Source organism: Sulfitobacter sp. W074 (assembly GCF_025142275.1).
GTDB classification, from domain to species: domain Bacteria; phylum Pseudomonadota; class Alphaproteobacteria; order Rhodobacterales; family Rhodobacteraceae; genus Sulfitobacter; species Sulfitobacter profundi.
This window is the reverse complement of record NZ_CP081130.1, coordinates 1,604,392-1,628,116: the sequence shown is the minus strand read 5'-3', so window position 1 is coordinate 1,628,116 and position 23,725 is coordinate 1,604,392. Positions and strand designations below refer to the sequence as shown.

Below are 23,725 nucleotides of genomic sequence, written 5' to 3'. Positions count from 1 at the left end.
GCCTTGCGCCGCGCGCCCCCTTTTCTCACCACATGGGGCGCGCCCTCATGTGAACGCATCCCTTACAGGTGGGGTCCATGGACGCTGTTCTTCTGCAAATACTTAACGGGCTCGACAAGGGCTCGGCCTATGCGCTGATCGCGCTTGGGCTCACATTGATCTTCGGCACGCTTGGCGTGGTTAACTTCGCTCATGGGGCGCTGTTCATGATCGGGGCCTTCTGCTCGGTCACGCTGCAACGGCTACTGACGCTGAGTTTCGATACCATCGACGAGACCCAGAAAGATTTTCTGGGCAACCCGCTCAAGGTCAAAACCCCCTATGTCGAGAATTGGTTTGGTACGGAGACGGGACAGGCCATAATCGATTGGTCGGTGCCGCTGGCGATCCTCTTTGCGATCCCGGTGATGCTGCTGATCGGCTTCATCATGGAACGCGGGCTGATTAAGCATTTCTATAAACGTCCCCATGCAGATCAGATCCTTGTGACCTTTGGCCTCGCCATCGTGCTGCAGGAAGTGGTCAAGTATTTCTACGGTGCCAACCCAATTCCCACACCCGCGCCCGAAGTGTTCAAAGGCAGCTTTGACTTCGCGCCGCTCTTGGGCTTGGACACGTCGCTGGCCTACCCCTACTGGCGTCTGGTCTATTTCGGCTTTTCCACGGTTATCATCGCCGCCGTCTTTGCTTTCTTGCAATTCACCACCTTCGGCATGGTTGTCCGCGCCGGCATGGCAGACCGCGAAACCGTTGGGCTTTTGGGCATCGACATCGACCGCCGCTTTACCATCATGTTCGGCATCGCCGCCGCCGTGGCGGGGCTTGCGGGCGTGATGTATGCGCCGATCAACTCACCCAATTATCACATGGGCATGGACTTTCTGGTGCTGAGCTTCGTCGTCGTCGTGGTCGGCGGCATGGGCTCTCTGCCCGGCGCGGTGCTGGCGGGGTTCCTGCTGGGAATCCTCGAAAGTCTCGCCTCCATGAATGAAATCAAAAGCATCATCTACGGTATCGACCAGATCATCATCTACGTCGTTGCCATCGTGATCCTGCTGGTCCGCCCGCGCGGTCTGATGGGTCGCCGCGGCGTGATGGAGGAATAAGACATGTTCGGACTGGAAAAACGCGATACGCTTCTCTTGGGGGTCGTGGTCGTTCTCACGCTCTTTGCCCCCTTCATCCTCAACCCCTTTCCGGCGGATTCGGGCCTTGCGCAATTTAACGCAGGCTACCCCGACCTGATGCAACGCTTTGTGATCTTTGGCATCTTTGCGATCGGGTTTAACATCCTCTTTGGGCTGACCGGCTATCTCTCCTTTGGTCACGCGGCCTTTCTGGGTGTCGGTTCTTACTCTGCCGTCTGGATGTTCAAACTGCTCAGCTACAATGTCGTGCCCGCGCTGGTACTGGCCGTCATCATGGCGGGGCTGTTCTCGGCGCTCATCGGCTTTATCAGCCTGCGGCGGTCGGGCATCTACTTCTCCATCCTGACGCTGGCCTTTGCGCAGATGTCGTTCAACCTCGCCTATTCGGTGCTGACACCGATCACCAATGGCGAGACGGGATTGCAGATCTACAACTCTGATCCGCAGTATCTTCAGTCTGTCGATGCACCGTCATTCCCCAACCTTTTCGGCGCGGCGATGAACTCTTCGACGACGCTGTTCTTCGGCGGATGGACCTTTACCTTTTCCGTTGGCTACTACTTCTGCGCAATCTTCCTGATCCTCGCCTTCTATCTGGCGATCCGCATCTTCCGCTCGCCCTTTGGGATGATGCTGCGGGCGGTGAAGTCCAACCAGCAGCGGATGAACTACACGGGCCTGAACACCCGGCCCTACACGCTGGCGGCATTTGTGATCTCTGGCATGTATGCCGGGCTGGCCGGTGGCCTGCTGGCCGCGATGGACCCGCTTGCCGGGGCTGAGCGGATGCAGTGGACGGCCTCAGGCGAAGTGGTGCTGATGACCATCCTTGGCGGCGCGGGCACCTTGATCGGGCCGGTGCTGGGCGCAGGGTTCATCAAGTACTTTGAAAACATCTTTGCCAAGATCAACGACAACGTGCTGCACGGCTGGTTTGCCTTCATGCCCGACGGGATCGAAGACGCGATGGTTGCGATCATCCACCCCTTCGTCGGCAAGGGCTGGCACCTCACGCTGGGCTTGCTGTTCATGCTGGTCGTGATCTTCCTGCCCGGTGGGCTGGTCGAAGGTGGCCAACGTCTGGGCCGTGTCTTCCGCCGCCGGGACAAGAATGCAGGCTCGGTCGAGGCCGACGCCGCCCAACGCCGCAGCGAAGCCGCAGAATAGGAGAGACATCATGTCCATTCTCGAAGTCAAAAATGTCGGCAAACGCTTTGGCGGTCTGCAGGCGCTGAGCGATGTGAACCTGAGCGTGGCAGAGAACTCTGTCCATGCGATCATCGGCCCCAACGGGGCAGGCAAATCCACCCTGCTGAACTGTCTGGTGGGCAAGCTTATCCCCGATACCGGCTCGGTCATGTTCGACGGCCAGTCGGTGCTGGGGCGCAAACCCTATGAGATCAACCAGATGGGCATCAGCCGCGTATTCCAAACGCCTGAAATTTTTGGCGATCTCACGGTGATGGAGAACATGCTGATCCCCTGCCTTGCCAAACGCGACGGGGCATTCCAACTCAACGGTTGGTCGCGCGTCGTGGGCCAGCAAGATGTGATCGACAAGGCCGAGGAAATGCTGCGCGACATGAACATGATCGACAAGCGGCATATGCATGCGGCGTCCCTCTCGCGGGGGGACAAACGGCGGCTGGAGATCGCGATGTGCCTTGCCCAAGATCCGCGCCTGCTGCTGCTGGACGAACCTACCGCGGGGATGGCGCGGGCCGATACCAACAATACGATCGACCTGCTGAAACAGATCAAGGACGAACGCGACATTACCATCGCAATCATTGAACACGACATGCATGTGGTCTTTTCGCTGGCCGAGCGGATCACCGTGCTGGCCCAAGGCACGCCGCTGGTCGAAGACACCCCCGACCGGATCAAGGGCCACCCCAAGGTCCGCGAAGCCTATCTGGGCGAGAGCCAAGACGCCGCCTGATCTATCCTGTTGCCGAACCCCAAGGACACCCCGATGAGCACCGACACGCTAGACAAAAACGCCAACCACGCCCAAACCGCCCCGGCCTTCCTCTCGGTCTGGGACATTCACGCCTATTACGGCGAGAGCTATATCGTGCAGGGGGTGAGCTTTAACGTCCACGAAGGCGAAATTCTCGCGCTGCTGGGCCGCAACGGCGCGGGCAAGACCTCAACCCTGCGGGCCATCTCAAGGGTCAGCGACCCGGAACTCAAGCGCGGCGAGATTTGGCTTGATCATCAACCGCTGCACAATATGGCCAGCCACCAAGCCTCGGCTGCGGGGCTGGCGCTGGTGCCCGAAGATCGGCGCATCATTTCTGGCCTCACGGTCGAAGAGAACCTCAAGCTGGCCCAGATCGCCCCGCCCATCGGCTGGTCACTCGACCGGCTCTATGACCTCTTCCCGCGCCTGCGCGAACGGCGGAACCAAGAGGGGGTGACCCTTTCGGGCGGGGAGCAACAGATGCTCGCCATCGCCCGCGCCTTGGCCCGCGACATTAAGGTGCTGCTGCTGGATGAACCCTACGAAGGTCTTGCCCCGGTGATCGTAGATGAGATCGAAAAGACGCTGGGGCTGATCAAGGCGCAGGGCATCACCACCATTCTGGTTGAGCAGAACGCCGTGCGCGCCCTGAAACTGGCCGACCGTGCGGTGATCCTTGATACCGGCGGCGTGGTCTTTGACGGCACCGCGGCAGAGGTGTTGGACAACGCGGAACTGCGGGCGGAATACCTCGCGATCTGACCCTAGGTGACCTTGACCCGGTGCGCGAAGATGTGGCGCGGCCTCATTCTTGCGCCCCGGGGGCCATTGCGCGGCAAAAAACCGATCCTACCCCCTAGACAACAGTTGGCTTTTCATGGCTTTGCCCATGCCCTATAAGCGAGCCAATCAATCGCGCAGCGACGGGCTGCCGGCCTGTCGAAATCTTCGAGGATCCAATGACAAAAAACACCCATGACAGTGACGTGGCCTTCATCAAGGCCCTCGCCGAGCTGCTGAATGAAAACGACCTGACAGAGCTTCAGGTGAAACGCGACTATGCCGAGGACGACAGCCTGAACGTGCGCGTCAGCCGCAAGCCGCCGCAGCAGGTCATGGCCGCACCCCAGCAGCAATACCAAGCCGCCCCGGCGCTTGCCGCCGCACCGGCCCCCGCAGCTGCCGCTCCCGCCGCCCCTGCCGCCGACGCCGATCCGGCCGATCACCCCGGTGCGGTCACATCGCCCATGGTCGGCACCGTCTACCTGCAGGGTGAGCCGGGCGCGCCTGCGTTCATCTCCGTTGGCGCTTCGGTTTCCGAAGGCGACACGCTGCTCATCGTCGAGGCGATGAAAACCATGAACCACATCCCCGCGCCCCGCGCCGGCACCGTCAAGCGCATCCTCGTCGGCGACGGCGATGCCGTTGAATTTGGTGCCCCGCTGGTGATCCTGGAATAAGGGCCGGACATGTTCAGCAAAATCCTAGTCGCCAACCGGGGAGAGATCGCGCTGCGCGTCATCCGCGCGGCCCGCGAGATGGGCATCCAGACAGTCGCGGTGCATTCCACCGCCGACAGCGACGCGATGCATGTGCGCATGGCCGACGAATCCGTCTGCATCGGCCCGCCCTCCTCCACCCAATCCTACCTCTCGATCCCCGCGATCATCGCGGCCTGTGAAATCACCGGGGCCGAAGCGATTCACCCCGGGTATGGTTTCCTGTCGGAAAACGCAGGCTTTGTGCAGGTGATCGAAGACCACGGTCTGACCTTTATCGGCCCCACCGCCGAACACATCCGCGTCATGGGTGACAAGATCACCGCCAAGGACACGATGAAAAAGCTCGGCGTGCCTTGCGTGCCCGGCTCGGATGGTGGCGTCGCATCGCTCGAAGACGCCAAGCGCTTGGGCGAAGAAATCGGCTATCCGGTCATTATCAAGGCCACGGCAGGCGGCGGCGGCAAGGGCATGAAAGTCGCCCAAACCGCCAAAGACATGGAAAAAGCCTTCCAGACTGCGCGGGCCGAGGGGAAATCGAACTTCGGCAATGACGAAGTCTATATTGAAAAATACCTCACCACCCCCCGCCACATCGAGATTCAGGTCTTTGGGGATGGCAAGGGCAACGCGGTCCATCTGGGCGAGCGCGACTGCTCGCTTCAGCGCCGCCACCAGAAGGTTTTCGAAGAGGCCCCCGGCCCCTCGATCACCGAAGAGGAACGCGCGCGGATCGGTAAGGTCTGCGCCGACGCCGTGGCCAATATCAACTACATCGGCGCGGGCACGATCGAATTCCTCTATGAGAATGGCGAGTTCTATTTCATCGAAATGAACACCCGTCTTCAGGTGGAACATCCCGTGACCGAGGCGATCTTTGGTGTCGATCTGGTGCGCGAACAGATTCGCGTGGCCGAAGGGCTGCCGATGTCCTTTACCCAAGACGATCTGACCATCAATGGCCATGCCATCGAAGTCCGCATCAACGCCGAGAAACTGCCAAATTTCGCGCCCTGTCCGGGCAAGATTACGCAGTATCACGCCCCCGGCGGGCTTGGCGTGCGGATGGATTCGGCGCTTTATGACGGCTATTCGATCCCGCCCTATTACGACAGTCTCATCGGTAAGCTGATCGTGCATGGCCGCGACCGTCCCGAAGCGCTGGCGCGTCTTGGTCGGGCCTTGGGTGAGCTGATCGTGGATGGTGTCGATACCACCGTTCCGCTGTTCCACGCGCTGCTGGCCGAAGAAGACATCCAGTCGGGTGGCTACAACATCCACTGGCTTGAGCATTGGCTGGAAACCAACCTCGGCAACGGCTGACACCGATGTCGGATCTGACACCAGAGATCCTGCTCCACGGCTATTCCATCGGGATATTCCCCATGGCCGAACACCGCGACGACCCAGAGATTTTCTGGGTCGATCCGCGGCGTCGGGGGGTGATGCCGCTCAATGGCTTCCACATCTCGCGTTCGCTCACCCGCGCCATGCGACGCAGCACTTTTCACCACACGATCAACCGCGATTTCGATGGGGTCGTCGCCGGCTGCGCAGACCGCGAAGACACATGGATCAACGCCGAGATCACCGCCCTCTACACCGCACTGCACCACGCAGGCCACGCCCATTCGCTTGAGGTTTGGGAGGGCACAGCACTGGTGGGCGGGGTCTATGGCGTAACGCTGGGCCGCGCGTTTTTCGGCGAAAGCATGTTCTCCCGCCGGACCAACGCCTCAAAAATGGCGCTGGCGGCGCTGGTGGATCGGCTTCGCCATGCGAGTTTTACCCTCTTTGACACGCAGTTTCTGACCGATCACCTTGCCTCTCTCGGGGCGCAAGAGATCAGCCGCGCGGAATATCACGCGCAGCTCGATGTGGCCAAACGCGGCACTGCACGGTTCGACGCGGGGGGTTTGGTCAGTTTTCAGGACGTGCTGCAGCGCATGACCCAGATGTCATAGCGAAAATGCTCCAGCGCGTGCAGCGCCGGGGCCGAAGCGATCATCCAGCCAGAAAAAAGCGCGCCGCTGCTGCCCTCTTCGGTGATCTCAAGCGCGGCATAGGCATTGGCCGCCGGATCGCCCGCCGGATAGCGGCAATCGACCATGGAGATCTGCAAATTGCCCAAAGAAAGGCTGTCGCCCTTGGCAATCTCCAGATCGATCGTATCGCCGGAAATCTTGTCCAAAGCGCGCAAAACGCCACCCGTGGCACTGGCGATCTGTGCGCCCTCTTGGGCATGCAGCGGCGCGGCCAGCAAAAGCGCGGCCAAGAGAAGCTTTTTCATTCATCCACCCGGATTGCGTGAAACTTGGGGCCGCACCTCAGGCGCGGCCAACCGATCATTCAGGCTGCCAGGCCTCATAGTCCTTACGCTCGACAGGTTCGGCGCGGCGCAGCGACCCGGCGGGCGCATAGGCCATGGCGGTGCCGGTGCGATTCTCGACATGCGCCTTTTCCCACGGCTTGTGGATCAGCGGCTTGTCGGTTGGCGGCTCGTCCCATGTGCGGTGCAGCCAGCCATGCCAATCGGGGCTCACGCGGCTGGCCTCGGCCTCACCGTTGAAGATGACCCAGCGTTTGCTGTCATCGGCGTTGCGGTAATAGATATTGCCCTGCGCGTCTTCGCCCACCTTGCTGCCCTTGCGCCAAGTGAAAAGCTGGGTGTTCAGCGTCTGGCCGTTCCACCAAGTGACGCCGCGCAGAAGTGAATTGAGAATGCCCATCGAGGTCTCCGTTCCTGTTGTCCGTTATATGCACCATGGAGGCTTTGGCGTCCAGCCTCGCCGCAAAGGAGCTTGGCGCGCGGGCGACCTCTGGCTAGGGTTAGAAAAACTAAAGAGGGCAGCGATGACTGAGGCAAGAGGGGCCGCACCGGCAGCGGCGGAATGTCATGGCATCAATGTGCCCCAGTCGCCCTTTCTGAACGAGACGCGCATCCAGCGGATCAATGCAGGCCGCTACGAGCGCCAAGAGATCGAAGGCGCGCTGGCGGTCGTCCGCCCCGGTGACCGGGTGCTTGAGATGGGCGCGGGCCTGGGACTGGTGGGTGCGATCGTCGCCAAAAAGGCCGCGCCCGAAGCGGTGCTCTCGTTCGAAGCAAACCCAAACTTGATCCCCCACATCCGCGCGCTCTATGCGCTCAACGGACTTCAAGAAAAAATCACTCTTCGCAATCAGGTGGTGATCTCTGCCCCCGACCGGCCAGAAACCCTGCCGTTTCACCTGCGCAACTCTTTCCTCGGCTCCTCTCTCATCGATAGCGACATGCGTGAGACGACGGAGGTTCAGGTGCCCACCGCAAGCTTTGATGACATCCGCCGCAGCTTTAAACCCGACGTGCTGTTGATGGATATCGAAGGCGGCGAGTTAAAGTTTCTGCGCCATGCCGCGCTCGACGGGCTGCGCGCCGTGGTGATGGAATTCCACCCCGAGGCCTATGGCCGCGAGGGGATGCGCGAATGCAAACGCATCCTTGAGCGCGCCGGATTTCGCAAATCACCCGGGCATTGCACCCGGCAGGTTTGGGCCTGTACTTTTGATCCCGCCGAGCACCCGCCCGTCCCAGAGGGGGGCTGGTCGACCGAGATCACGGCCTTGGATAATGCGCTGGTCATCCTGCCTGAGGACAGCGGGTTGGTGCAGCCCGCCGGGGTGTTGCACAGCGATGGCCGCCCCTGCCCTCAAGCCGCACTTTGGCGCAACGGTCGCGCGCTGACCACGCCGCCAGAAGCACCGCAGGGCAAGGTGGCTGAGCGCAGGGGCACATGGCTTTGGGGTGGTGTCCTCTGGCTGCATTTCGGGCATTTCTTGGTTGAAAGCACCGCGCGTCTTTGGGCGCTGGATCACCTTGAAGAAGAGATCGACGGCATTCTCTTTATCCCCAAACGCCCCCGCAACGGCGGAGAGGTGGCAGGGTATCAGCGTGATTTCCTTGCCCTTCTGGGCTGCGATAAGCCGCTGGTGAGTTTAGACGCACCGACACGGGTCGAGCGGTTGATCGTTCCGGGGCAAGGCTTTGGACTGGGAAGTTTGATCACCGGCACAGAACCCTACCGCAACACCATCGCCAATCGGTTCGCGCAAGAGATCGCGCCCGAGGGGCCAGAGAAGCTCTATATCAGCCGCAGTAAATTGCCCGCAGGGCGCGGCAATCTGATCGGTGAAGAGGCGCTGGAAACCTATCTGGCGGCGCAGGGCTACACCGTCTTTCATCCCGAAAAGCACGGGCTGCGCGAACAGATCGCGGTCTATAAGGCGGCAAAGCAGATCATCGCCGCCGAAGGGTCGGCCTTGCATCTCTTGGGAATGGTCGCCCGGCCCATGCAGCAAGTGGCCATCGTTGTGCGCCGCCCGTCCTCTGCCACGCGCGGGTTGGAACAGCACCTGCAGAGTTTTGCGGGGATCGCCACCGCCACGCTCTGCCATCTTACCCGCTCGTGGAAACCGCTCGGAAAGGCCAAGGCGCGGCTTTGGATGGGGGAGCTTGATATGCCCGCGTTGCAGGATAGCCTACGTGAGGCGGGTTTTATCGACGACAGCGGGCCGCTTTGGGCAAACCTTGATCCCGCAGAGGTGCGCGCCCGGCTGGGGGATGACTTTGAACTGGTGCCCGAGAAAGACTAGCCTTCTACCCCCGTGCGCAGCATCGCGGTGACTTCGATCTCAATGCGGTATTTGGGGTCAATCAGCCCGCATTCGATCATCGTCGCCGCAGGCGGGGTCGCGCCAAATGCCGCGCGCAAAAGCGGCCAGCAAGGTTCAAACTCCGTAGCGTCGGGCAGCATGTAGGTGACGCGGACCACATGGGCGAAATCACTGCCCGCCTCTGCCAGTGCCCGCTCAATCGCCGCCAATGCGGCTGCGCATTGCGCTTTGACATCAGCCCCTTCACCGACGCAGCCCGAAACATAGACCATGCCGCCCGCCATCACGGCGCGGCTGTAGCCGATCTTTTCCTCATAGGCGCCGCCCGATGAAATCCGCTTCATGATCATCCCTTTCATACAAAAGGGCGGACCCTTTGGCCCGCCCTCTATCTTTCTGCCTAGCGTCGCGTCTTAGCCCGCGCTGGCTGGTTCTTTGCTTTCGCTGTCGGCGTGGATCATCAGCGGTTTGGCCTCGGATGTGACGGCCTCTTCGTTGACGACCACCTCGGTCACCGTCTCCAACCCCGGCAGTTCGAACATCGTGTCGAGCAGGATGTCTTCGAGGATGGAGCGCAGGCCCCGCGCGCCAGTTTTCCGTTCAATCGCGCGTTTGGCAATCGCCTGCAGCGCGTCATCGGTGAAGGTCAGCTGCGTGTCTTCCAGTTCGAACAGACGCTGGTATTGCTTGACCAAAGCGTTCTTCGGCTCGGTCAGAATGGTGACCAGCGCGTCTTCGTCCAGATCTTCGAGGGTCGCCAGAACCGGCAGACGACCGACGAATTCCGGGATCAGACCGAACTTCAACAGGTCTTCCGGCTCAAGATCGGTGAAAATCTCACCGATGCCGCGCGCGTCATTGTCACGCACGTCAGCGCCAAAGCCCATGGCTGAACCCTTGCCCCGCGCCGCGATGATTTTGTCGAGGCCCGCAAAGGCACCACCGCAGATAAAGAGGATGTTGGTCGTGTCCACCTGCAGGAATTCCTGCTGTGGATGCTTGCGCCCGCCTTGCGGGGGCACAGAGGCCACGGTGCCTTCCATCAGTTTCAGCAGCGCCTGCTGCACGCCCTCGCCCGAGACATCACGGGTGATGCTGGGGTTTTCGGACTTCCGCGTGATCTTGTCGACCTCGTCGATATAGACGATGCCGCGCTGCGCACGTTCCACGTTGTATTCAGACGATTGCAGCAGCTTGAGGATGATGTTCTCCACATCCTCGCCCACATAACCGGCTTCGGTCAGCGTGGTCGCATCGGCCATGGTGAAAGGCACATCCAGAATGCGCGCCAGCGTTTGGGCCAGCAACGTCTTGCCGCAGCCGGTGGGGCCGATCAGCAGGATGTTGGATTTCGCCAATTCGATATCGCCGCCCTTCTGGGCGTGGTTCAACCGTTTGTAGTGGTTGTGGACCGCCACCGAGAGCACGCGTTTGGCCATCGCCTGACCGATCACGTAATCATCCAGCACGCCGCAGATGTCGCGGGGTGTCGGCACGCCGTCGGTCGCCTTGAGGCCCGAGGCTTTGGTCTCTTCTCGGATGATGTCCATGCACAGCTCGACGCATTCGTCACAGATGAACACGGTCGGCCCCGCAATCAGCTTGCGCACCTCGTGCTGGCTCTTGCCGCAGAAGCTACAGTAGAGCGTATTTTTGCTGTCGTTGCCGGAATTATTCGCCATCTCAAACCTTTCAGGTCTGTCGTGTATGTTCGCCCCGATCTTGGGGCTGCGAGATTTGGCCTCAAGCTTAGGCCAGTGACCCCGGCGCTACAATCGCAAAATATGCAGCGCCGGGCCCCTCTATTACTTGTCTTTCTTGTCTTTGCCGCTGGCGGCGGCATCATCGGCCTTGCCACGGCTTTCGACGATCTCATCCAAGTGGCCCCATTCTTTGGCTTCTTCGGGGGTCATCCACAGGTCACGGTCGAGCGCTTTTTGAACGGTTTCCAGCGGCTGGCCGGAATGTTTGACGTAAAGCTGGTACATCCGCTCGCGGGTCCGCTCGATATGGCGGGCCGAGATCAGGATGTCTTCGGCCATGCCCTGCGAGCCGCCCGACGGCTGGTGGATCATCACTTCGGCATTGGGCAGCGCGAAACGCATGCCTTTTTCGCCGCCAATCGCGATGACCGACCCCATGGAGGCCGCCATGCCGCAGATCAAGGTCGATACCTTGGGCTTGATGTATTGCATCGTGTCATAGATCGACAGACCCGCCGTCACCTCGCCACCGGGCGAGTTGATGTACATGCTGATTTCCTTGGTCGGGTTCTCCGCCTCAAGGTGCAGAAGCTGGGCGACGACCAGATGGCTCATCCCGCTGTGGATCGGGCCGTTGACGAAAATGATCCGCTCTTTCAGCAAACGCGAGAAGATGTCGTAGGACCGCTCGCCCCGGCTGGTCTGCTCAACCACCATCGGGACAAGCGTATTCATATAGGTGTTGATCGGATCGTTCATGCGTGCCTGCCTCAGTTCCTGTTCGCGGGACCATACCCGCAAAACTGTTACCCAGAGATTAGTCCCCCCGGTATGGGGGTTCAAGGGGGGCAGGCACGTCAGTTTTCTCTAATCGCCGCAATCACTCCGACGCATCACGCAGGTAGGCGATCAGCGCGTCGATGTCTTCTTCTTCTTTGCGCACACCGGGGAAAGACATTTTCGTGCCTTTCATATAGCCTTTGGGGCTGGCCAAAAACGCGCTCAGCTCACTTTCGGTCCAGACCAGCCCGGCCTCGGCGGCGGCGGCCATCGGCTTGGAATACCGGAACCCATCGACCGCGCCCGCCGGGCCATCCACGATGCCGTTCAGCACCGGGCCGACCCGGTTTTTGGCCTTGGCGCCGATCTGGTGGCAGGATTTGCATTTGCGGAACACCTTTTCGCCGGCTTTGATAAGCGCCGGGTCGGCGGCAGGAGCCTCGGCGACCTCAACCGCCGGTGCCTCGGCGGGCGGCGCTTCGGGGGTGGGTTCGGCGGCTTGTGCCTCTTCGGCCTTGGCGGCGGCTTTGGCGGCGGTTTCTTCGGGCGTCACATCCAACACGGCGGCGCGCATGGTGATTTCGACCGATGGTTTGCAGTCGCTCATGCAGGGCTCTTCTTTAAAGGCCGCAAACTCCACCTCTGCCCGGTCATCGGGTTTGAAGGCCTCCTCATTCGGCAGACGCGCTTCGGCAAAGTTGTCCGAAGAAAGCACGAAATCCTCGTCCACCTCATCGTTGAGATAGAGCAGATAGGCCGTGATGGCATAGACCTCATCATCGGTCAGCGACTGCGCGTTGCCAAAGGGCATCGCCCGATTCACATAGTCGTAAACCGTTGAGAGATATGGCCAATAGCTGCCGATCGTCTTGACGGGACGTGCATCGGACAGGCTGCCCTGCCCGCCCGCCAGCACCGGCCAGCGGCCTGTGCCTTCCCCAAAGACCCCGTGACAGGCCGAGCATTTCTCGGTGTAGATTTTATCTCCGGTCAGCACATCGCCGCTGCCCGCAGGCAGGCCCAGACCGTCGGGGCGCACGTCGATGTCCCAAAGGGCGATTTCCTCGGGCGTGGCGGCGCGACCTAGGCCCAGAGGCTCGGCGGCAATGGGGCTGGCCATGGCGCTGGCCAGCAGCGCAAGTTTAAGAAATCTCGACATTTTCGGCCTTTCCGTCAGCGTCAACAGCCCAAGTTTGGATGCCATTGTTGTGGTAGATCGAATTCTCACCCCGGATCTCGCGCAGGGCATTTTTGGTGGGCTGGACATAACCGGTGCTGTCATGCGCACGGCTTTGCAAAAGCAGCGGTTTTCCGTCCCATTCGAAATCATAGTAGAAACGGTGCAGCGCCTTGGGCGTGCTTGGCCCGTCCATCCGCGCCTGATGCCATGTAATACCGCCATCAAGGGTCACATCAACGCGCGGAATGGTGCCGCGACCCGACCACGCCAGACCGGTGAGCACGGTCGGCCCCGGTCCGTGGGTGATCGGCGCCTGTGGGCTGGGACTGGTGACGACGGATTTCGCATCCATCTCCCAAGTGAAGCGCCGCGCCACGCCATCGGCCATGAGGTCGGTGTATTTGCTGGTTTCTTCACGGTGGTGCCAAGGTTGATCGCCCACTTCGAGGCGGCGCAGCCATTTGACCCACATGTTGCCTTCCCAGCCGGGCACAACCAGCCGCACCGGGTAGCCCTGTTCGGGGCGCAGCGCCTCGCCGTTCATCTTGAAGGCGACAAGGCAATCGTCGAGCGCCTTCTCCATCGGGATCGAGCGGGTCATGGCGGCGGCATCGGCCCCTTCGGCAAGCAGCCACTTGCCCTCGGGCTTGATTCCCGCCTCTTCCAGCACCAGCCGCAGCGGCACGCCGGTGTACATGACGTTATGGATCATGCCGTGGGTAAACTGGCAGCCATTAAGCTGTGAGCCGCGCCACTCCATCCCGGAATTCGCCGCGCATTCAAGGAAGTAGACGTGGTTCTGCCGGGGAAAACGTTTGAGGTCTTCCATGGTCAGCACCAAGGGCTTGTCGACCAACCCGTGGATCATCAACCGATGCTGGGCCGGATCAACGCGGGCAACGCCCGAGTGGTGACGTTCAAAACACAGACCATTGGGGGTGATCGTCCCGTCGAGGTCATGCAGCGGCGTGAAATTGATCGAGCTTACCGGATCGGCAGTAAGCCACTCCACTGTGCGGCGTTTCACATCCGCCTCATGCGGTGATGGCATCCCGTAAGGCGCGGCATCAACGCCGTCGCCCAATTCCTGCATCCACGGATGAATGGCAATTGCCGGGTCCGTCTGGGCGCTGGCGCGGCCCGCCAGCGTCCCTGCGGCCACCGCCCCTGCCCCTGTCAGAAAGGCACGGCGCGATGGCCCAGTTTGGTTTTCGTCGGTCATGTCGTGGCCCTCACATATTCAAATTCATTTTATTGAATTTGTTGGTGCGTGAGAACCCCTATTCTGCTTTTTCTCAGTCTGGCAGAACGATTTCCACTGGCGTGCGTGCGCCATCGGAAACCGTTCCCAATTTAGCGATATGGCTTTCGACCACATCCCAAATCGGCGGCCCTTCGGTGCCCTCGTTGACAGAGGCCCATCCGGCGACGACATAGTTCCGCTGCGGGTCAATCGGCTCACCGGAACTGAGCAAGGTCATGTCGCTGATCCGCTCACCCTGCGGCTTGGCGATGTCCATCTTAAAGCCCATGCCGCCGACGCGCACCATGTCGCCGCCCTGCTGGTAATAGGGGTCGGGGTTGAACAGGTTATCGCCCACGTCTTCCAGTACGACCTTCAGAAACTCCCCTGTCATTTCCGTGCGATAGGCATTGGGATAGGTCATCGAGGTAACGTTAAAGATATCTTCGCGCGTGATGTCTTGGCCCGGCATGATCGACGGCCCCCACCGCACACCGGGGCTCAGCGCGATCTCGGCATCGCGTTCGCTCAGCAGGGCGTCGCAGATGAGGTCATCCCACGTGCCGTTGAAGTTACCCCGGCGGTAGAGCAGCGCGTCGCTTTGCCCCACCACATGGGTCAACTCATCCAGATAAGGCGCGCGCTGCGCGTCGATCAGTTTGGCCACCTCTTGATCGGGGGTGATGAGGTCCGAGAAAATTGGGATCAGCTTGTGCCGGATGCCCATCATTTTGCCATCGCGCACGTCCAGATCCACGCGGGAAACGAATTTCCCGTTCGAGCCAGAGGCGATGATATGCGTCTGCCCCACCAACACCGGTTCGGGCAGCGCGTCATGGGTGTGACCCGACAGGATCACGTCGATCCCCTTGACGATCCCGGCCATCTTCTTGTCGACATCAAAGCCATTGTGGCTGAGGCAGACGACCAGTTCGGCGCCTTGCGCGCGGACCTCGTCGACCATCTCCTGCATATGCTCATCGCGGATGCCAAAGGAATATTCGGGGAACATCCAGCCAGGGTTGGCGATGGGCATGTAGGGGAAAGCCTGCCCGATCACGGCGATCTTCACGCCGCCGCGCTCGAAAAACTCGTAGGGTTTGAACAGTTCCGCAGGCTCGTCCCATTCGCGGTCAAAGATGTTCTGGCCAAGGGCGGCAAAGGGCAGCCCCTCGACAATCTCCTGCACCCGTTCGGAGCCCAACGTAAACTCCCAATGGAAGGTCATCGCGTCGGGCTTCAGCGCGTTCATCACGTTGACCATGTCCTGCCCTTGGGTCTTAAGACAGGTCATCGAGCCGTGCCACGTATCCCCGCCGTCCAAAAGCAGCGCATCAGGCCGGTCGGCGCGGATCGCGTTGAGCACGGTCGCCACGCGGTCAAGCCCGCCCACCTTGCCGTAGGCCTGCGCCTGGGCGACGAAATCATCATAGGTCAGCGCGTAATCCAGCGGCGTGCCGCCGCCGATGCCATAGCGAATGCGGAAATCCTCGCCGGTGATATGGGGCACCTTGCCGCGGTTATCGCCGACGCCGATGTTGACCGAGGGCTCGCGGAAATAGATCGGCTTCAGCTGCGCGTGGATGTCGGTCACATGCATCAGGGTGACATTGCCGAACTTCTCGAATTCCAGAAGCGCGTCCTGATCGAAACGGTCCTGCGCCGCCAGCCGCGCCCAGTTGCCGAAGCCCGAGCCGCCGTAGATGGAGGCCGCAGCCATAGACATTTGCAGAAAATCACGGCGAGACAGCATGTTACGCTCCATCACTTGAAAACAGGGAAAAGTCCCGCCCCCTCGTGAGGGGCGGGATCAGGCCAGGCAAAACGCCCGAATATGATATCAGTTACGCACCGAAGGCGCTTCGACCGACAGGCCGTTGCCGCGGCTGGCGACGTAAAGCTCAAGCGCCACGAACTCGGGGCTGCCGGGGCTAAAAGTCTCGGCTCGGGTGTCACGCACGCAACCCTTGAAACGCGCGTGGCTGCTGTTGAGCTTGGTGTTTTTCAGGCGGTACACCGGAAAGCCGTTGATCTGACCTTGGCTCAGGTGGTCGGCGCGGATCATGTTGCCGTAGTTGTCTTCGTGACAATTGGCGCAGCTCAGCTCAAGTTGACCGTAGCGGGTGTAGTACATCTCTTTGCCCTGTTCCCAAGTGCTTTGGGCCGGGCCGTCGATCGCCACATTGACCGGCATGCCGCGTGACTGGACCGAGATCAGCGCCTCCATCGCGGTCATGTCGTTGCCAGTGTATTTATAAGGCTCTGCGCCCATCTGGTTCTCGCGGCAGTCGTTGATCTGCATCGCAAGCGTGCGTACTTCGCCCGCCTCTTCGTTCCATTTTGGATAGACCGCGCGGACGCCTTCCATCGATTCCACGTCATTGTGACACGACGCGCAGGACTTGCCCTCGCTGCCCTCTGCCGTGTCCCAAGCCGCTTGGGCTTGGTCGACAAAGATCATGCCGGGGTTGTCGAAGTCGTCCATCTGCGTTTGCTGGGTCTCTGCCGAACGAAAGCGCCAGCCAGACATGATTTCCGGCAAAACCCCCTCAAGATGTGCGGGCGCATCGGTCTTGGTCACCATCTCGATCTCGCCGTTGACGACAAGCTCGGCCTCCTCATCGGCCATCCCCAGCATGGGGGCGGCCACCAAAAGCGCCGCGACAGCGGTCATTGCCTTGAATTTCATGTCTTTCCTCCCTGTTCCACGCATGGTGCTGGCTGATGCGGGATCAGCCGACCGTGATGGATTTGACTTCTTCGTAGACAGAACCGTCGTCATCGTACCACGTGAATTTGAAGTCGCCGGCCTCTGGCACGGTGGCGTCAAATTCGAAATAGGGGTTGGTCGACATCGCCGGTTCCATCTTCACGTCGATCACGCTCTCGCCGTTGAACTCGGCGGTGAAGCGGTTGATGATCGAACGCGGGATGACGTTGCCGTCGCCGTCTTTGCGCTGGCCCGATTCCATCGGGTGGCTGATCAGGGTCTTGATCGTGATGACCTCACCTGTCTCGGCTTTTTTCGGCACTTTGACGCGAGGGGTTACACCTTCTGCCATTTTGAAAACTCCTGAAAATAGGGGCGCGCGGGCTTAGCCGCCGCAGCCGCCGATTGTGACTTTGATCTCTGCGCTGGTGCGGGCGAATGTGCCGTCTTCCAGCTTGGCGATGGCAACAACGTCTTGGGTCGTGGCCAAACGAATGCGGGTGGAGGCGCTGCGGCTCCCTGCCAAGGGGCCGAAGTTGAAGGTGCCGACGGGCGGGGTCGGGTTGCCAGTGGCCAGCACCATGATCGCGGAAGCACCCGGCGCTTCGACCGAGATTGGCACGGTGTTGCCGTTCTCAGCGATTTCGGGCGCAGTCAGGGTCACGCCGGTGTCGGCCATATCGGCCCCGCCTGTGAATTCCGCGATCAGCTCGTCGACCGTGGCGGCAGAGGCCCCCACGGGCAGCATGGTCAGCGCCACGGCACCAAGGCCGAGGCCGAAAGTTTCACGTCTTGAGAAGTTCATCTCTCATCTCCTTATGCGTCAGCGGCGCTCTGCGCCGTTATTCCATTGCCGCGGTGCGCTGACCGCGATGATCTGTCGAGCCTTCCGCCGCCCCTTGGCTGCGACGGGCCCCGCGTTACTCTTTCAATGTGACCAAGAACGCCACGATATCTTCGATCTGCTGGGCGTCCAACAGAGGTGGCAGCGGCTCAGACCCGGCCTTGCCGGTGAAACCGTCGCCGGGGCGGATGTACCCGCTCGTCTTGTAGTAAGACGGCATCATCGAGCCCTCAAAGGTCATCTTGCTGTTGGCGACGATGCCGCGCAGCTCTGCCTCGGTCCAGCGGTCGCCCGCCCCGTCAAGCATCGGGCCGATCTCACCTTGGAAAGGCACATCGCTGAGCGCGCCGATCTGATGGCAGGCCACGCAGTTGCCCGCCTTTTTGTTGCCGACGATGGCGGCACCGCTGGCGGCGTCTCCGGCCGTGCCGGTCAAGGATTGTTCAACCGAACCATAGTCATCATAGGTCACGTCGGCAGGTGCCACGGTTTCAGCGGCGGCCAGAACGGGCGCGCCCGACACAATTGCGGCGGCGATCCATCTCATCATCGAAAACTTCCTCCCAGTGCCGATCACGGTGATGTGTGATCCGGTTTACCTGACCCTAAGACAGGGATGCGGCGCGGCGCAACAACAAATTCAAACTTTTGAATAGCTTTACCCGCGCAGCGCCGCTTTTCATCGGTCAATCCGTGCTGCCATTGTTGCGCTCTTGGATCATCCGCGCATGATAGCGTTGGAAATCCTCTGCCCCCTCAAGGGCGTAGCGTTCTTCATTGACCCAAGTCAGCATATCCAGAGTCGTGCCCTTGCCAAATGCGCCCGGCATCACTGCCACCGCGGCTTGCGGCGCTGTCGCGCCTTCGGCCACCTCAGGCGGGAGGAACATCATCGTCGGGGTAAAGAGAATCCCCCATTTCCGCGCCATCTGCTTTTCCGAGAGGGTCTCGCCATCGAAATCGGTCACTTCGATATCGCCATGCAAGTTTAGCTGCACAACGAAGTAGTTTTCTTCGATGTAATCGGCGATCTCAGCGGCGGGAAAGACTTCCTCATGCATTATTGTGCAGTAGATGCAGCCGCGCTGCTCGAACATCAGCATCAAGCGCTTGTCCTCGGCCCCGGCCTCCTCCAGATCCTCGCGAAGGTCTTTGAAGGTGTCACGCATCCATGCCGTCTTGTGCAGCCCGTCGTCGCCCAGTTCCGCCGCGGCCAATGGCCAAGCCAGCACCGCTGCCGCCACTGCGGCCCCTATCCTTGAGATAATCATCTTGGCGTCCTCCTCCTTGTTGCGGTTACCCTAACGTCGTGAAGCTGGGGAACCAACGGATCATCGCATCCGCGATCAATTGCACCCCGCCCGTCACGATCAGCACGGCAAAGAGGATCAGCATGACCCCCATCGCCTTTTCGACCTTTTGCACCAGCGCCATATGCCGCGCGGCCCAGTTGAGGAACGGCTTGGCAAAGAGGGCCGCCACCACGAAGGGCGCGGTCATCCCGACGCCATAGGCGAACAACAACAGCCCCCCATGCGTGATGTCCCCCATGCCCGACGCTATCATCAAGATCGCCGCCAGCGCCGGGCCCACGCAAGGCGTCCAGCCAAAGCCAAAGGCCAGCCCCATCACATAGGCGCCCCAGATCGACGTGGGCTTGCCGCCCCCCTCCAACCGCGCTTCGCGGTAGAGCAGTGGCACTTTGATGACGCCCAGAAAATGCAGGCCAAAGACCAACAAGATCGCCGCCGCCACCCAGCTCAGCGGCTCAAGGTATTGCGTAAACACCTGCCCCAAGGCTGTGGCCCCCATGCCCAAGAGCACAAAGATCGTCGAGACCCCAAGCGCAAAGAGCACCGAAGACAGCACCAACCGCCGCTGCGCCCCCGGCGCAATCGCGCCATCGCCACGCAATTCGGTCACGCTGAGCCCCGCCATATAGCTGAGGTAGAACGGCACCATAGGCAGAATGCAGGGCGTAAAGAAGCTGAGCAGCCCCGCCAGCAGCGCGCCTGCATAGGTGATGTCGAACATGTTACCCCCTGCCTGCGCCGACACATGTCGCCGCGCTTGAACAATTCACATATTCAAATTACGTTGAGTGTTGTCCAAACGTCAATCAGGCAAGCCAATGATCCGCACAGTGACCGCCCTGAGCCTCGCGGCCTTTACCGCCCTGCCCGTTTGGGCGGTGGAACTGGTCATGGTCGAACAGCCCGGCTGCATCTATTGCGAACGCTGGGACAAAGAGATCGCCCCCGCCTATCCCAAAACCGCCGAAGGGGAGTTTGCTCCGCTGCGCCGCGTTGATATTTCTGTCGTCGAAGACAGCGTCACCCCCCAGCGCGCGGTGGTCTTTACGCCGACCTTCCTGCTGGTTGAAGATGACACCGAACTGGGCCGGCTCGAAGGCTACCCCGGCGCGGAATTTTTCTGGCCCATGCTGAACATGCTATTGCGCGACAAGACCGATTTCGAGGAACCAACCGAATGACAGCCCTGCCCGTGATGACACCCGACATGTCTGAAGAAGACATGGACCGGATGCTGACCAATGCCGTGACCGCATCGAATTTCCTCAAAGCGATTAGCCATGAGGGGCGCTTGATGATCCTGTGTCACCTTGTTTCGGGTGAGAAATCGGTGAGCGAGTTGGAAGCCCTGCTCTCGACCCGGCAGGCGGCGGTATCGCAGCAACTCTCGCGGCTCAGGCTCGAAGGTTTGGTGACACCGCGGCGCGACGGTAAAACGATTTACTACCGTCTGGCCGATGATCGGCCCCGCAAAATGCTGGAACTGGTCTACGAATTATTCTGCAAGGATGATTGAACTTCTGGGCCAGCCGCTGACCGCCGCCGTCTTGGGTGGATTGGGCGGCGTATTGCTGGGCCTTGCCGCACGTTTGGGGCGGTTCTGTACAATGGGCGCCATCGAAGACCTGCTCTATGGTGGCTCCAGCCACCGGATGCGCATGTGGGGCTTGGCGATCGGTGTGGCGATGCTGGGCAGTTTCACCCTCGGCGGGCTTGGGCTGATCAACATCGACCGCGCCTTTCACCTGACCATCGCTTTCTCTTGGGCGCCCGCGATCTTTGGCGGGCTGATCTTCGGCTACGGCATGGCACTGGCGGGCACCTGCGGCTTTGGCGCATTGGCGCGGCTTGGTGGCGGTGATCTGCGCGCCTTCGTCATTGTCGTGGTCATGGGGCTGGCAGCCTTTGCTGTGCTTTCCGGCCCCCTCGCCCCGGCGCGTGTGTTTCTCTTCCCCCGCCAGTTGAGCGTGGGCCCGCCCGATGGCATTGCCCATACGCTTTCTGCGCTCACGGGCGGGTCGGTGCCAATGATCGGTGTGGCTCTGGGCCTCGTGATCTGCGCCCTCATGCTGAGCGCCCGCAGCTTTCGCAGTGATTTCCGTATGGTCTTTTGGGGCATAATCGCCGGTCTCGCCATCGTCTCAGGCTGGGCGGGCACGGCGTGGCTGGCGCAAACCGGCTTTGGCGCACAGACGCTCATGTCTCACAGCTATGCCGCCCCCGTGGGAGAGACACTGCTCTACGCCATGCAAGGCTCTGTCCGCCCTCTGAGCTTTGGCATTGGCTCTGTCTCGGGCGTCTGGGTCGGCGCTTTCCTCGGCTCTCTCTGGCAAGGGCATTTCCGTTGGGAGGCCTGCGAAGACCCGCGCGAGCTGCGCCGCCAGATATTCGGCGCGGGGCTTATGGGCGCTGGCGCAGTGATCGCCATGGGCTGCACCATCGGGCAAGGCATCTCGGCCATATCGGTCTTGGCCTTCAGCGGACCTGTTACCTTGGCGTCGATCTTTGCCGGGGCTGCGATTGGTCTGCGTCAACTCATCGTCGGATTTCGCAACAACCCGATCTAGCGCGTCATAAAACCGTGACAGTCATCGTGCAGATGGGGGCCAGCCAAGTCACCAGAGGAAGCATGATGACCCGCCGCGAAATTCTCAACGACCCCGCCATCGGCAACAAGGCCGAAGCCTTTGAGGCCTTTGACGACATCCCCACGAACGCGAACCTTTCGCGCACCATCGGTGATGTGATCAACGCCCGCTATGGCCGCCGCGACATCCTGCGCGGCATGCTTGGGGTTTCCGCCACCACAGCACTTTTCGGCACCGCTGCCGCCATCGCCCCGTCCAAGGCCAATGCCGCCACCAGCCGCTATGTCTTTGATGAACTGGCATGGGGCAATGATGAGACCCACCATGTCGCCCCCGGCTATGACGCGCAGATCCTGCTGCGGTGGGGCGATCCGATCACCGCCAACGCGCCCGAGTTCGACGTGATGAACCAGACCGCCGCCGCGCAGCTACAACAATTCGGCTACAACAACGACTACGTGGGCTTTGTGCCCCTAAACGAAGACGGCAGCCGTGGCCTCCTGTGCGTGAACCATGAATACACCAACGAAGAGGTCATGTTCCCCGGCCTTGGCCGTCAGGACAAAGTCGACTTCAAAGGCATGACGCCTGAGTTGATCGACATTGAGATGGCCGCCCACGGCGGCTCGGTCGTCGAGATCGCCCGCGATGAGGTAGGCAAGTGGCAGGTGGTGCGTGATGGCAAGATGAACCGTCGTATCACCCCGCTCGACACCGCGATGACGCTGAGCGGCCCTGCCGCCGGTCACACGCGGCTGAAAACCAACGACGACCCCAGCGGCACCCAGGTCATCGGCACACTCAATAACTGCGCGGGCGGGCTGACCCCTTGGGGCACATGGCTGATGGCCGAAGAGAACTTCCACGGCTATTTCTGGACCGACAAGCTAGACGCCGAAGGCAAGCCCGACATCACCGGTGCTGTGGAAGAGAAATCTTGGGACCGCTACGGCGTGCCGGGCATGTGGTACGCTTGGGGCCAAAAGCACGACCGCTTCAACGTGGATGCCGAACCCAACATGCCCAACAAATTCGGCTGGGTTGTCGAGGTCGACCCAATGGACCCGACCTCAACCCCCGTCAAACGCACCGCTCTGGGCCGTTTTCGCCACGAGGGGGCCGAGACCACGGTCAGCAAAGATGGCAAGCTGGTGGTCTATATGGGCGACGACAACCGCTTTGACTACCAGTACAAATACGTCTCCGAAGGCACCGTTTCCGATGATCCGGCGGCCAATGGCAACCTACTGGACGATGGCACCCTCTATGTCGCGCGCTTCGAAGAGGACGGCACGATCAACTGGCTGGCGCTGGTGCATGGCTCAGGCCCGCTGACCGCCGAAAACGGCTTCAACGACCAAGGCGACGTGATGATCGACACCCGTCTGGCCGCTGACCTGCTGGGTGCCACCCCCATGGACCGCCCCGAAGATGCGCAGCCGCGCGGCGATGGCACGGCCTATATCCTGCTGACCAACAACACCAAGCGCAAGGAAGGCGACACCAACGCCGCAAACCCGCGCCCCGAGAGCAGCTTTGGCCATATCATCGAGATCAAGGAAGAAAACGCCGACCACGCCGCCACCAGCGGCACTTGGTCGATCCTCGTGCAATGCGGTGACCCAAAGGTTGCCGAGGTCGGCGCGCAGTGGAACCCTGAGACGTCCGAAAACGGCTGGTTCGGCAGCCCCGACAACGCCGCGATGGACGCCGACGGGCGGCTCTGGATCAGCACCGATCAGGGCAGCAGCTGGGGCAAGACAGGCAAATCCGACGGGCTTTACGCGCTAGAGACCGAAGGCGAGGCGCGCGGCACCTCAAAGCTCTTCTTCCGTTGCCCCGTGGGCGGTGAGATGTGCGGCCCCTACTTTACGGAGGATGGCGAGACGCTTTTCGTCGCGGTGCAACACCCCGGTACGGACGGGACCAAGGACATCCCCGGTTTCGAGCGGGAAAGCACCTTTGAAGACCCAGCCACCCGGTGGCCCGACTTCGACCCCAAGATGCCTCCGCGCCCGGCGGTGGTTGTCATCACCAAAGAAGGCGGCGGTAAAATCGCCGTCTGATCAGAATTCTATAAAAGTTATTTTAGCATGTAAGA

At 61.0% G+C, this 23,725-nt stretch carries 26 protein-coding genes; 12 read left to right on the top strand and 14 right to left on the bottom strand.

What is annotated here, in order from left to right:
* The first annotated feature begins 77 nt into the window (after positions 1-77).
* The 7 genes from K3762_RS08030 (at position 78) to aat (ending at position 6,577) form a co-directional block, all read left to right on the top strand.
* Positions 78-1,106, top strand: coding sequence for a branched-chain amino acid ABC transporter permease (locus K3762_RS08030; protein WP_132443570.1), 1,029 nt, complete (start codon positions 78-80; stop codon positions 1,104-1,106).
* Positions 1,107-1,109: 3 nt separating this feature from the next.
* Complete coding sequence (locus K3762_RS08025; RefSeq protein WP_120350855.1) at positions 1,110-2,315, top strand: branched-chain amino acid ABC transporter permease; 1,206 nt, start codon at positions 1,110-1,112, stop codon at positions 2,313-2,315.
* Between the two features lie 10 nt (positions 2,316-2,325).
* The gene (locus K3762_RS08020) at positions 2,326-3,090 is read left to right on the top strand and encodes an ABC transporter ATP-binding protein (RefSeq protein ID WP_120350854.1); all 765 of its coding nucleotides are present in this window, start codon (positions 2,326-2,328) and stop codon (positions 3,088-3,090) included.
* A 33-nt stretch (positions 3,091-3,123) separates the two neighbouring features.
* A complete protein-coding gene (locus tag K3762_RS08015) occupies positions 3,124-3,876 on the top strand; it encodes an ABC transporter ATP-binding protein (RefSeq protein WP_067628335.1) in 753 nt (250 codons plus the stop codon).
* Between the two features lie 197 nt (positions 3,877-4,073).
* Positions 4,074-4,574, top strand: coding sequence for an acetyl-CoA carboxylase biotin carboxyl carrier protein (gene accB / locus K3762_RS08010; RefSeq protein WP_260012684.1), 501 nt, complete (start codon positions 4,074-4,076; stop codon positions 4,572-4,574).
* A gap of 9 nt (positions 4,575-4,583) precedes the next feature.
* Positions 4,584-5,936 (top strand): acetyl-CoA carboxylase biotin carboxylase subunit, encoded by a 1,353-nt coding sequence (accC, locus tag K3762_RS08005; RefSeq protein WP_260012681.1) that lies wholly within the window; start codon positions 4,584-4,586, stop codon positions 5,934-5,936.
* A 5-nt stretch (positions 5,937-5,941) separates the two neighbouring features.
* Positions 5,942-6,577 carry a leucyl/phenylalanyl-tRNA--protein transferase gene (gene aat / locus K3762_RS08000; RefSeq protein WP_132443571.1) on the top strand — a complete coding sequence of 212 codons (636 nt, stop codon included), beginning with the start codon at positions 5,942-5,944 and terminating at the stop codon, positions 6,575-6,577.
* Here the strand turns inward: aat and K3762_RS07995 are convergent.
* Together K3762_RS07995 and K3762_RS07990 are read right to left on the bottom strand one after the other, a co-directional pair.
* Entirely contained in the window at positions 6,541-6,903 is a 363-nt protein-coding gene (locus tag K3762_RS07995; protein WP_067628342.1) for a DUF2155 domain-containing protein, read from the bottom strand. The genes aat and K3762_RS07995 overlap by 37 nt on opposite strands.
* Positions 6,904-6,958: 55 nt before the next feature.
* Positions 6,959-7,342, bottom strand: a complete 384-nt coding sequence (locus K3762_RS07990) for an NADH:ubiquinone oxidoreductase subunit NDUFA12 (protein ID WP_067628344.1) — start codon at positions 7,340-7,342, stop codon at positions 6,959-6,961.
* Between the two features lie 124 nt (positions 7,343-7,466).
* Between K3762_RS07990 and K3762_RS07985 the strand changes: the two genes are divergently transcribed.
* A complete protein-coding gene (locus K3762_RS07985) occupies positions 7,467-9,242 on the top strand; it encodes an FkbM family methyltransferase (RefSeq protein ID WP_260012676.1) in 1,776 nt (591 codons plus the stop codon).
* Here K3762_RS07985 and K3762_RS07980 read toward each other — a convergent pair.
* The 12 genes from K3762_RS07980 to K3762_RS07925 form a co-directional block, all read right to left on the bottom strand.
* Entirely contained in the window at positions 9,239-9,613 is a 375-nt protein-coding gene (locus K3762_RS07980) for a Rid family hydrolase (protein ID WP_120352187.1), read from the bottom strand. The two genes, K3762_RS07985 and K3762_RS07980, sit on opposite strands and share 4 nt — an antisense overlap.
* A 63-nt stretch (positions 9,614-9,676) precedes the next feature.
* Complete coding sequence (gene clpX, locus K3762_RS07975) at positions 9,677-10,945, bottom strand: ATP-dependent Clp protease ATP-binding subunit ClpX (protein ID WP_067939575.1); 1,269 nt, start codon at positions 10,943-10,945, stop codon at positions 9,677-9,679.
* 123 nt (positions 10,946-11,068) lie between these two features.
* The gene (locus K3762_RS07970) at positions 11,069-11,725 is read right to left on the bottom strand and encodes an ATP-dependent Clp protease proteolytic subunit (RefSeq protein WP_067939572.1); all 657 of its coding nucleotides are present in this window, start codon (positions 11,723-11,725) and stop codon (positions 11,069-11,071) included.
* Positions 11,726-11,846: 121 nt separating this feature from the next.
* A complete protein-coding gene (locus K3762_RS07965; protein WP_260012673.1) occupies positions 11,847-12,905 on the bottom strand; it encodes a c-type cytochrome in 1,059 nt (352 codons plus the stop codon).
* Positions 12,889-14,148, bottom strand: a complete 1,260-nt coding sequence (gene soxC / locus K3762_RS07960) for a sulfite dehydrogenase (protein WP_132443574.1) — start codon at positions 14,146-14,148, stop codon at positions 12,889-12,891. The genes K3762_RS07965 and soxC overlap by 17 nt, the downstream gene beginning before the upstream one ends.
* 73 nt (positions 14,149-14,221) lie before the next feature.
* Positions 14,222-15,922, bottom strand: a complete 1,701-nt coding sequence (gene soxB, locus K3762_RS07955; RefSeq protein ID WP_132443575.1) for a thiosulfohydrolase SoxB — start codon at positions 15,920-15,922, stop codon at positions 14,222-14,224.
* A gap of 87 nt (positions 15,923-16,009) precedes the next feature.
* Complete coding sequence (soxA, locus tag K3762_RS07950) at positions 16,010-16,858, bottom strand: sulfur oxidation c-type cytochrome SoxA (protein ID WP_132443576.1); 849 nt, start codon at positions 16,856-16,858, stop codon at positions 16,010-16,012.
* Positions 16,859-16,901: 43 nt separating this feature from the next.
* Entirely contained in the window at positions 16,902-17,231 is a 330-nt protein-coding gene (gene soxZ / locus K3762_RS07945; protein ID WP_120350845.1) for a thiosulfate oxidation carrier complex protein SoxZ, read from the bottom strand.
* Between the two features lie 33 nt (positions 17,232-17,264).
* Entirely contained in the window at positions 17,265-17,684 is a 420-nt protein-coding gene (gene soxY / locus K3762_RS07940; protein ID WP_067628363.1) for a thiosulfate oxidation carrier protein SoxY, read from the bottom strand.
* Between the two features lie 115 nt (positions 17,685-17,799).
* Positions 17,800-18,273 (bottom strand): sulfur oxidation c-type cytochrome SoxX, encoded by a 474-nt coding sequence (gene soxX / locus K3762_RS07935; RefSeq protein ID WP_386279657.1) that lies wholly within the window; start codon positions 18,271-18,273, stop codon positions 17,800-17,802.
* A 136-nt stretch (positions 18,274-18,409) separates the two neighbouring features.
* A complete protein-coding gene (locus K3762_RS07930) occupies positions 18,410-18,994 on the bottom strand; it encodes a thioredoxin family protein (RefSeq protein WP_260012668.1) in 585 nt (194 codons plus the stop codon).
* Between the two features lie 25 nt (positions 18,995-19,019).
* Positions 19,020-19,757: a cytochrome c biogenesis CcdA family protein gene (locus K3762_RS07925; protein WP_067941569.1), complete on the bottom strand. Its 738-nt coding sequence runs from the start codon at positions 19,755-19,757 to the stop codon at positions 19,020-19,022.
* A 97-nt stretch (positions 19,758-19,854) separates the two neighbouring features.
* Here K3762_RS07925 and K3762_RS07920 point away from each other — a divergent pair, with 97 nt between their 5' ends.
* The 4 genes from K3762_RS07920 to K3762_RS07905 all read left to right on the top strand — a co-directional run bounded on the left by K3762_RS07920 (position 19,855) and on the right by K3762_RS07905 (position 23,690).
* Positions 19,855-20,217: a hypothetical protein gene (locus K3762_RS07920; protein WP_132443577.1), complete on the top strand. Its 363-nt coding sequence runs from the start codon at positions 19,855-19,857 to the stop codon at positions 20,215-20,217.
* Entirely contained in the window at positions 20,214-20,552 is a 339-nt protein-coding gene (locus K3762_RS07915) for a helix-turn-helix transcriptional regulator (protein ID WP_067628371.1), read from the top strand. Before K3762_RS07920 ends, K3762_RS07915 begins: the two co-directional genes overlap by 4 nt.
* Positions 20,545-21,603 carry a YeeE/YedE family protein gene (locus K3762_RS07910; protein WP_132443578.1) on the top strand — a complete coding sequence of 353 codons (1,059 nt, stop codon included), beginning with the start codon at positions 20,545-20,547 and terminating at the stop codon, positions 21,601-21,603. The genes K3762_RS07915 and K3762_RS07910 overlap by 8 nt, the downstream gene beginning before the upstream one ends.
* A 65-nt stretch (positions 21,604-21,668) precedes the next feature.
* Positions 21,669-23,690, top strand: coding sequence for a PhoX family phosphatase (locus K3762_RS07905; RefSeq protein ID WP_260012662.1), 2,022 nt, complete (start codon positions 21,669-21,671; stop codon positions 23,688-23,690).
* The last annotated feature ends 35 nt before the right edge of the window (positions 23,691-23,725 follow it).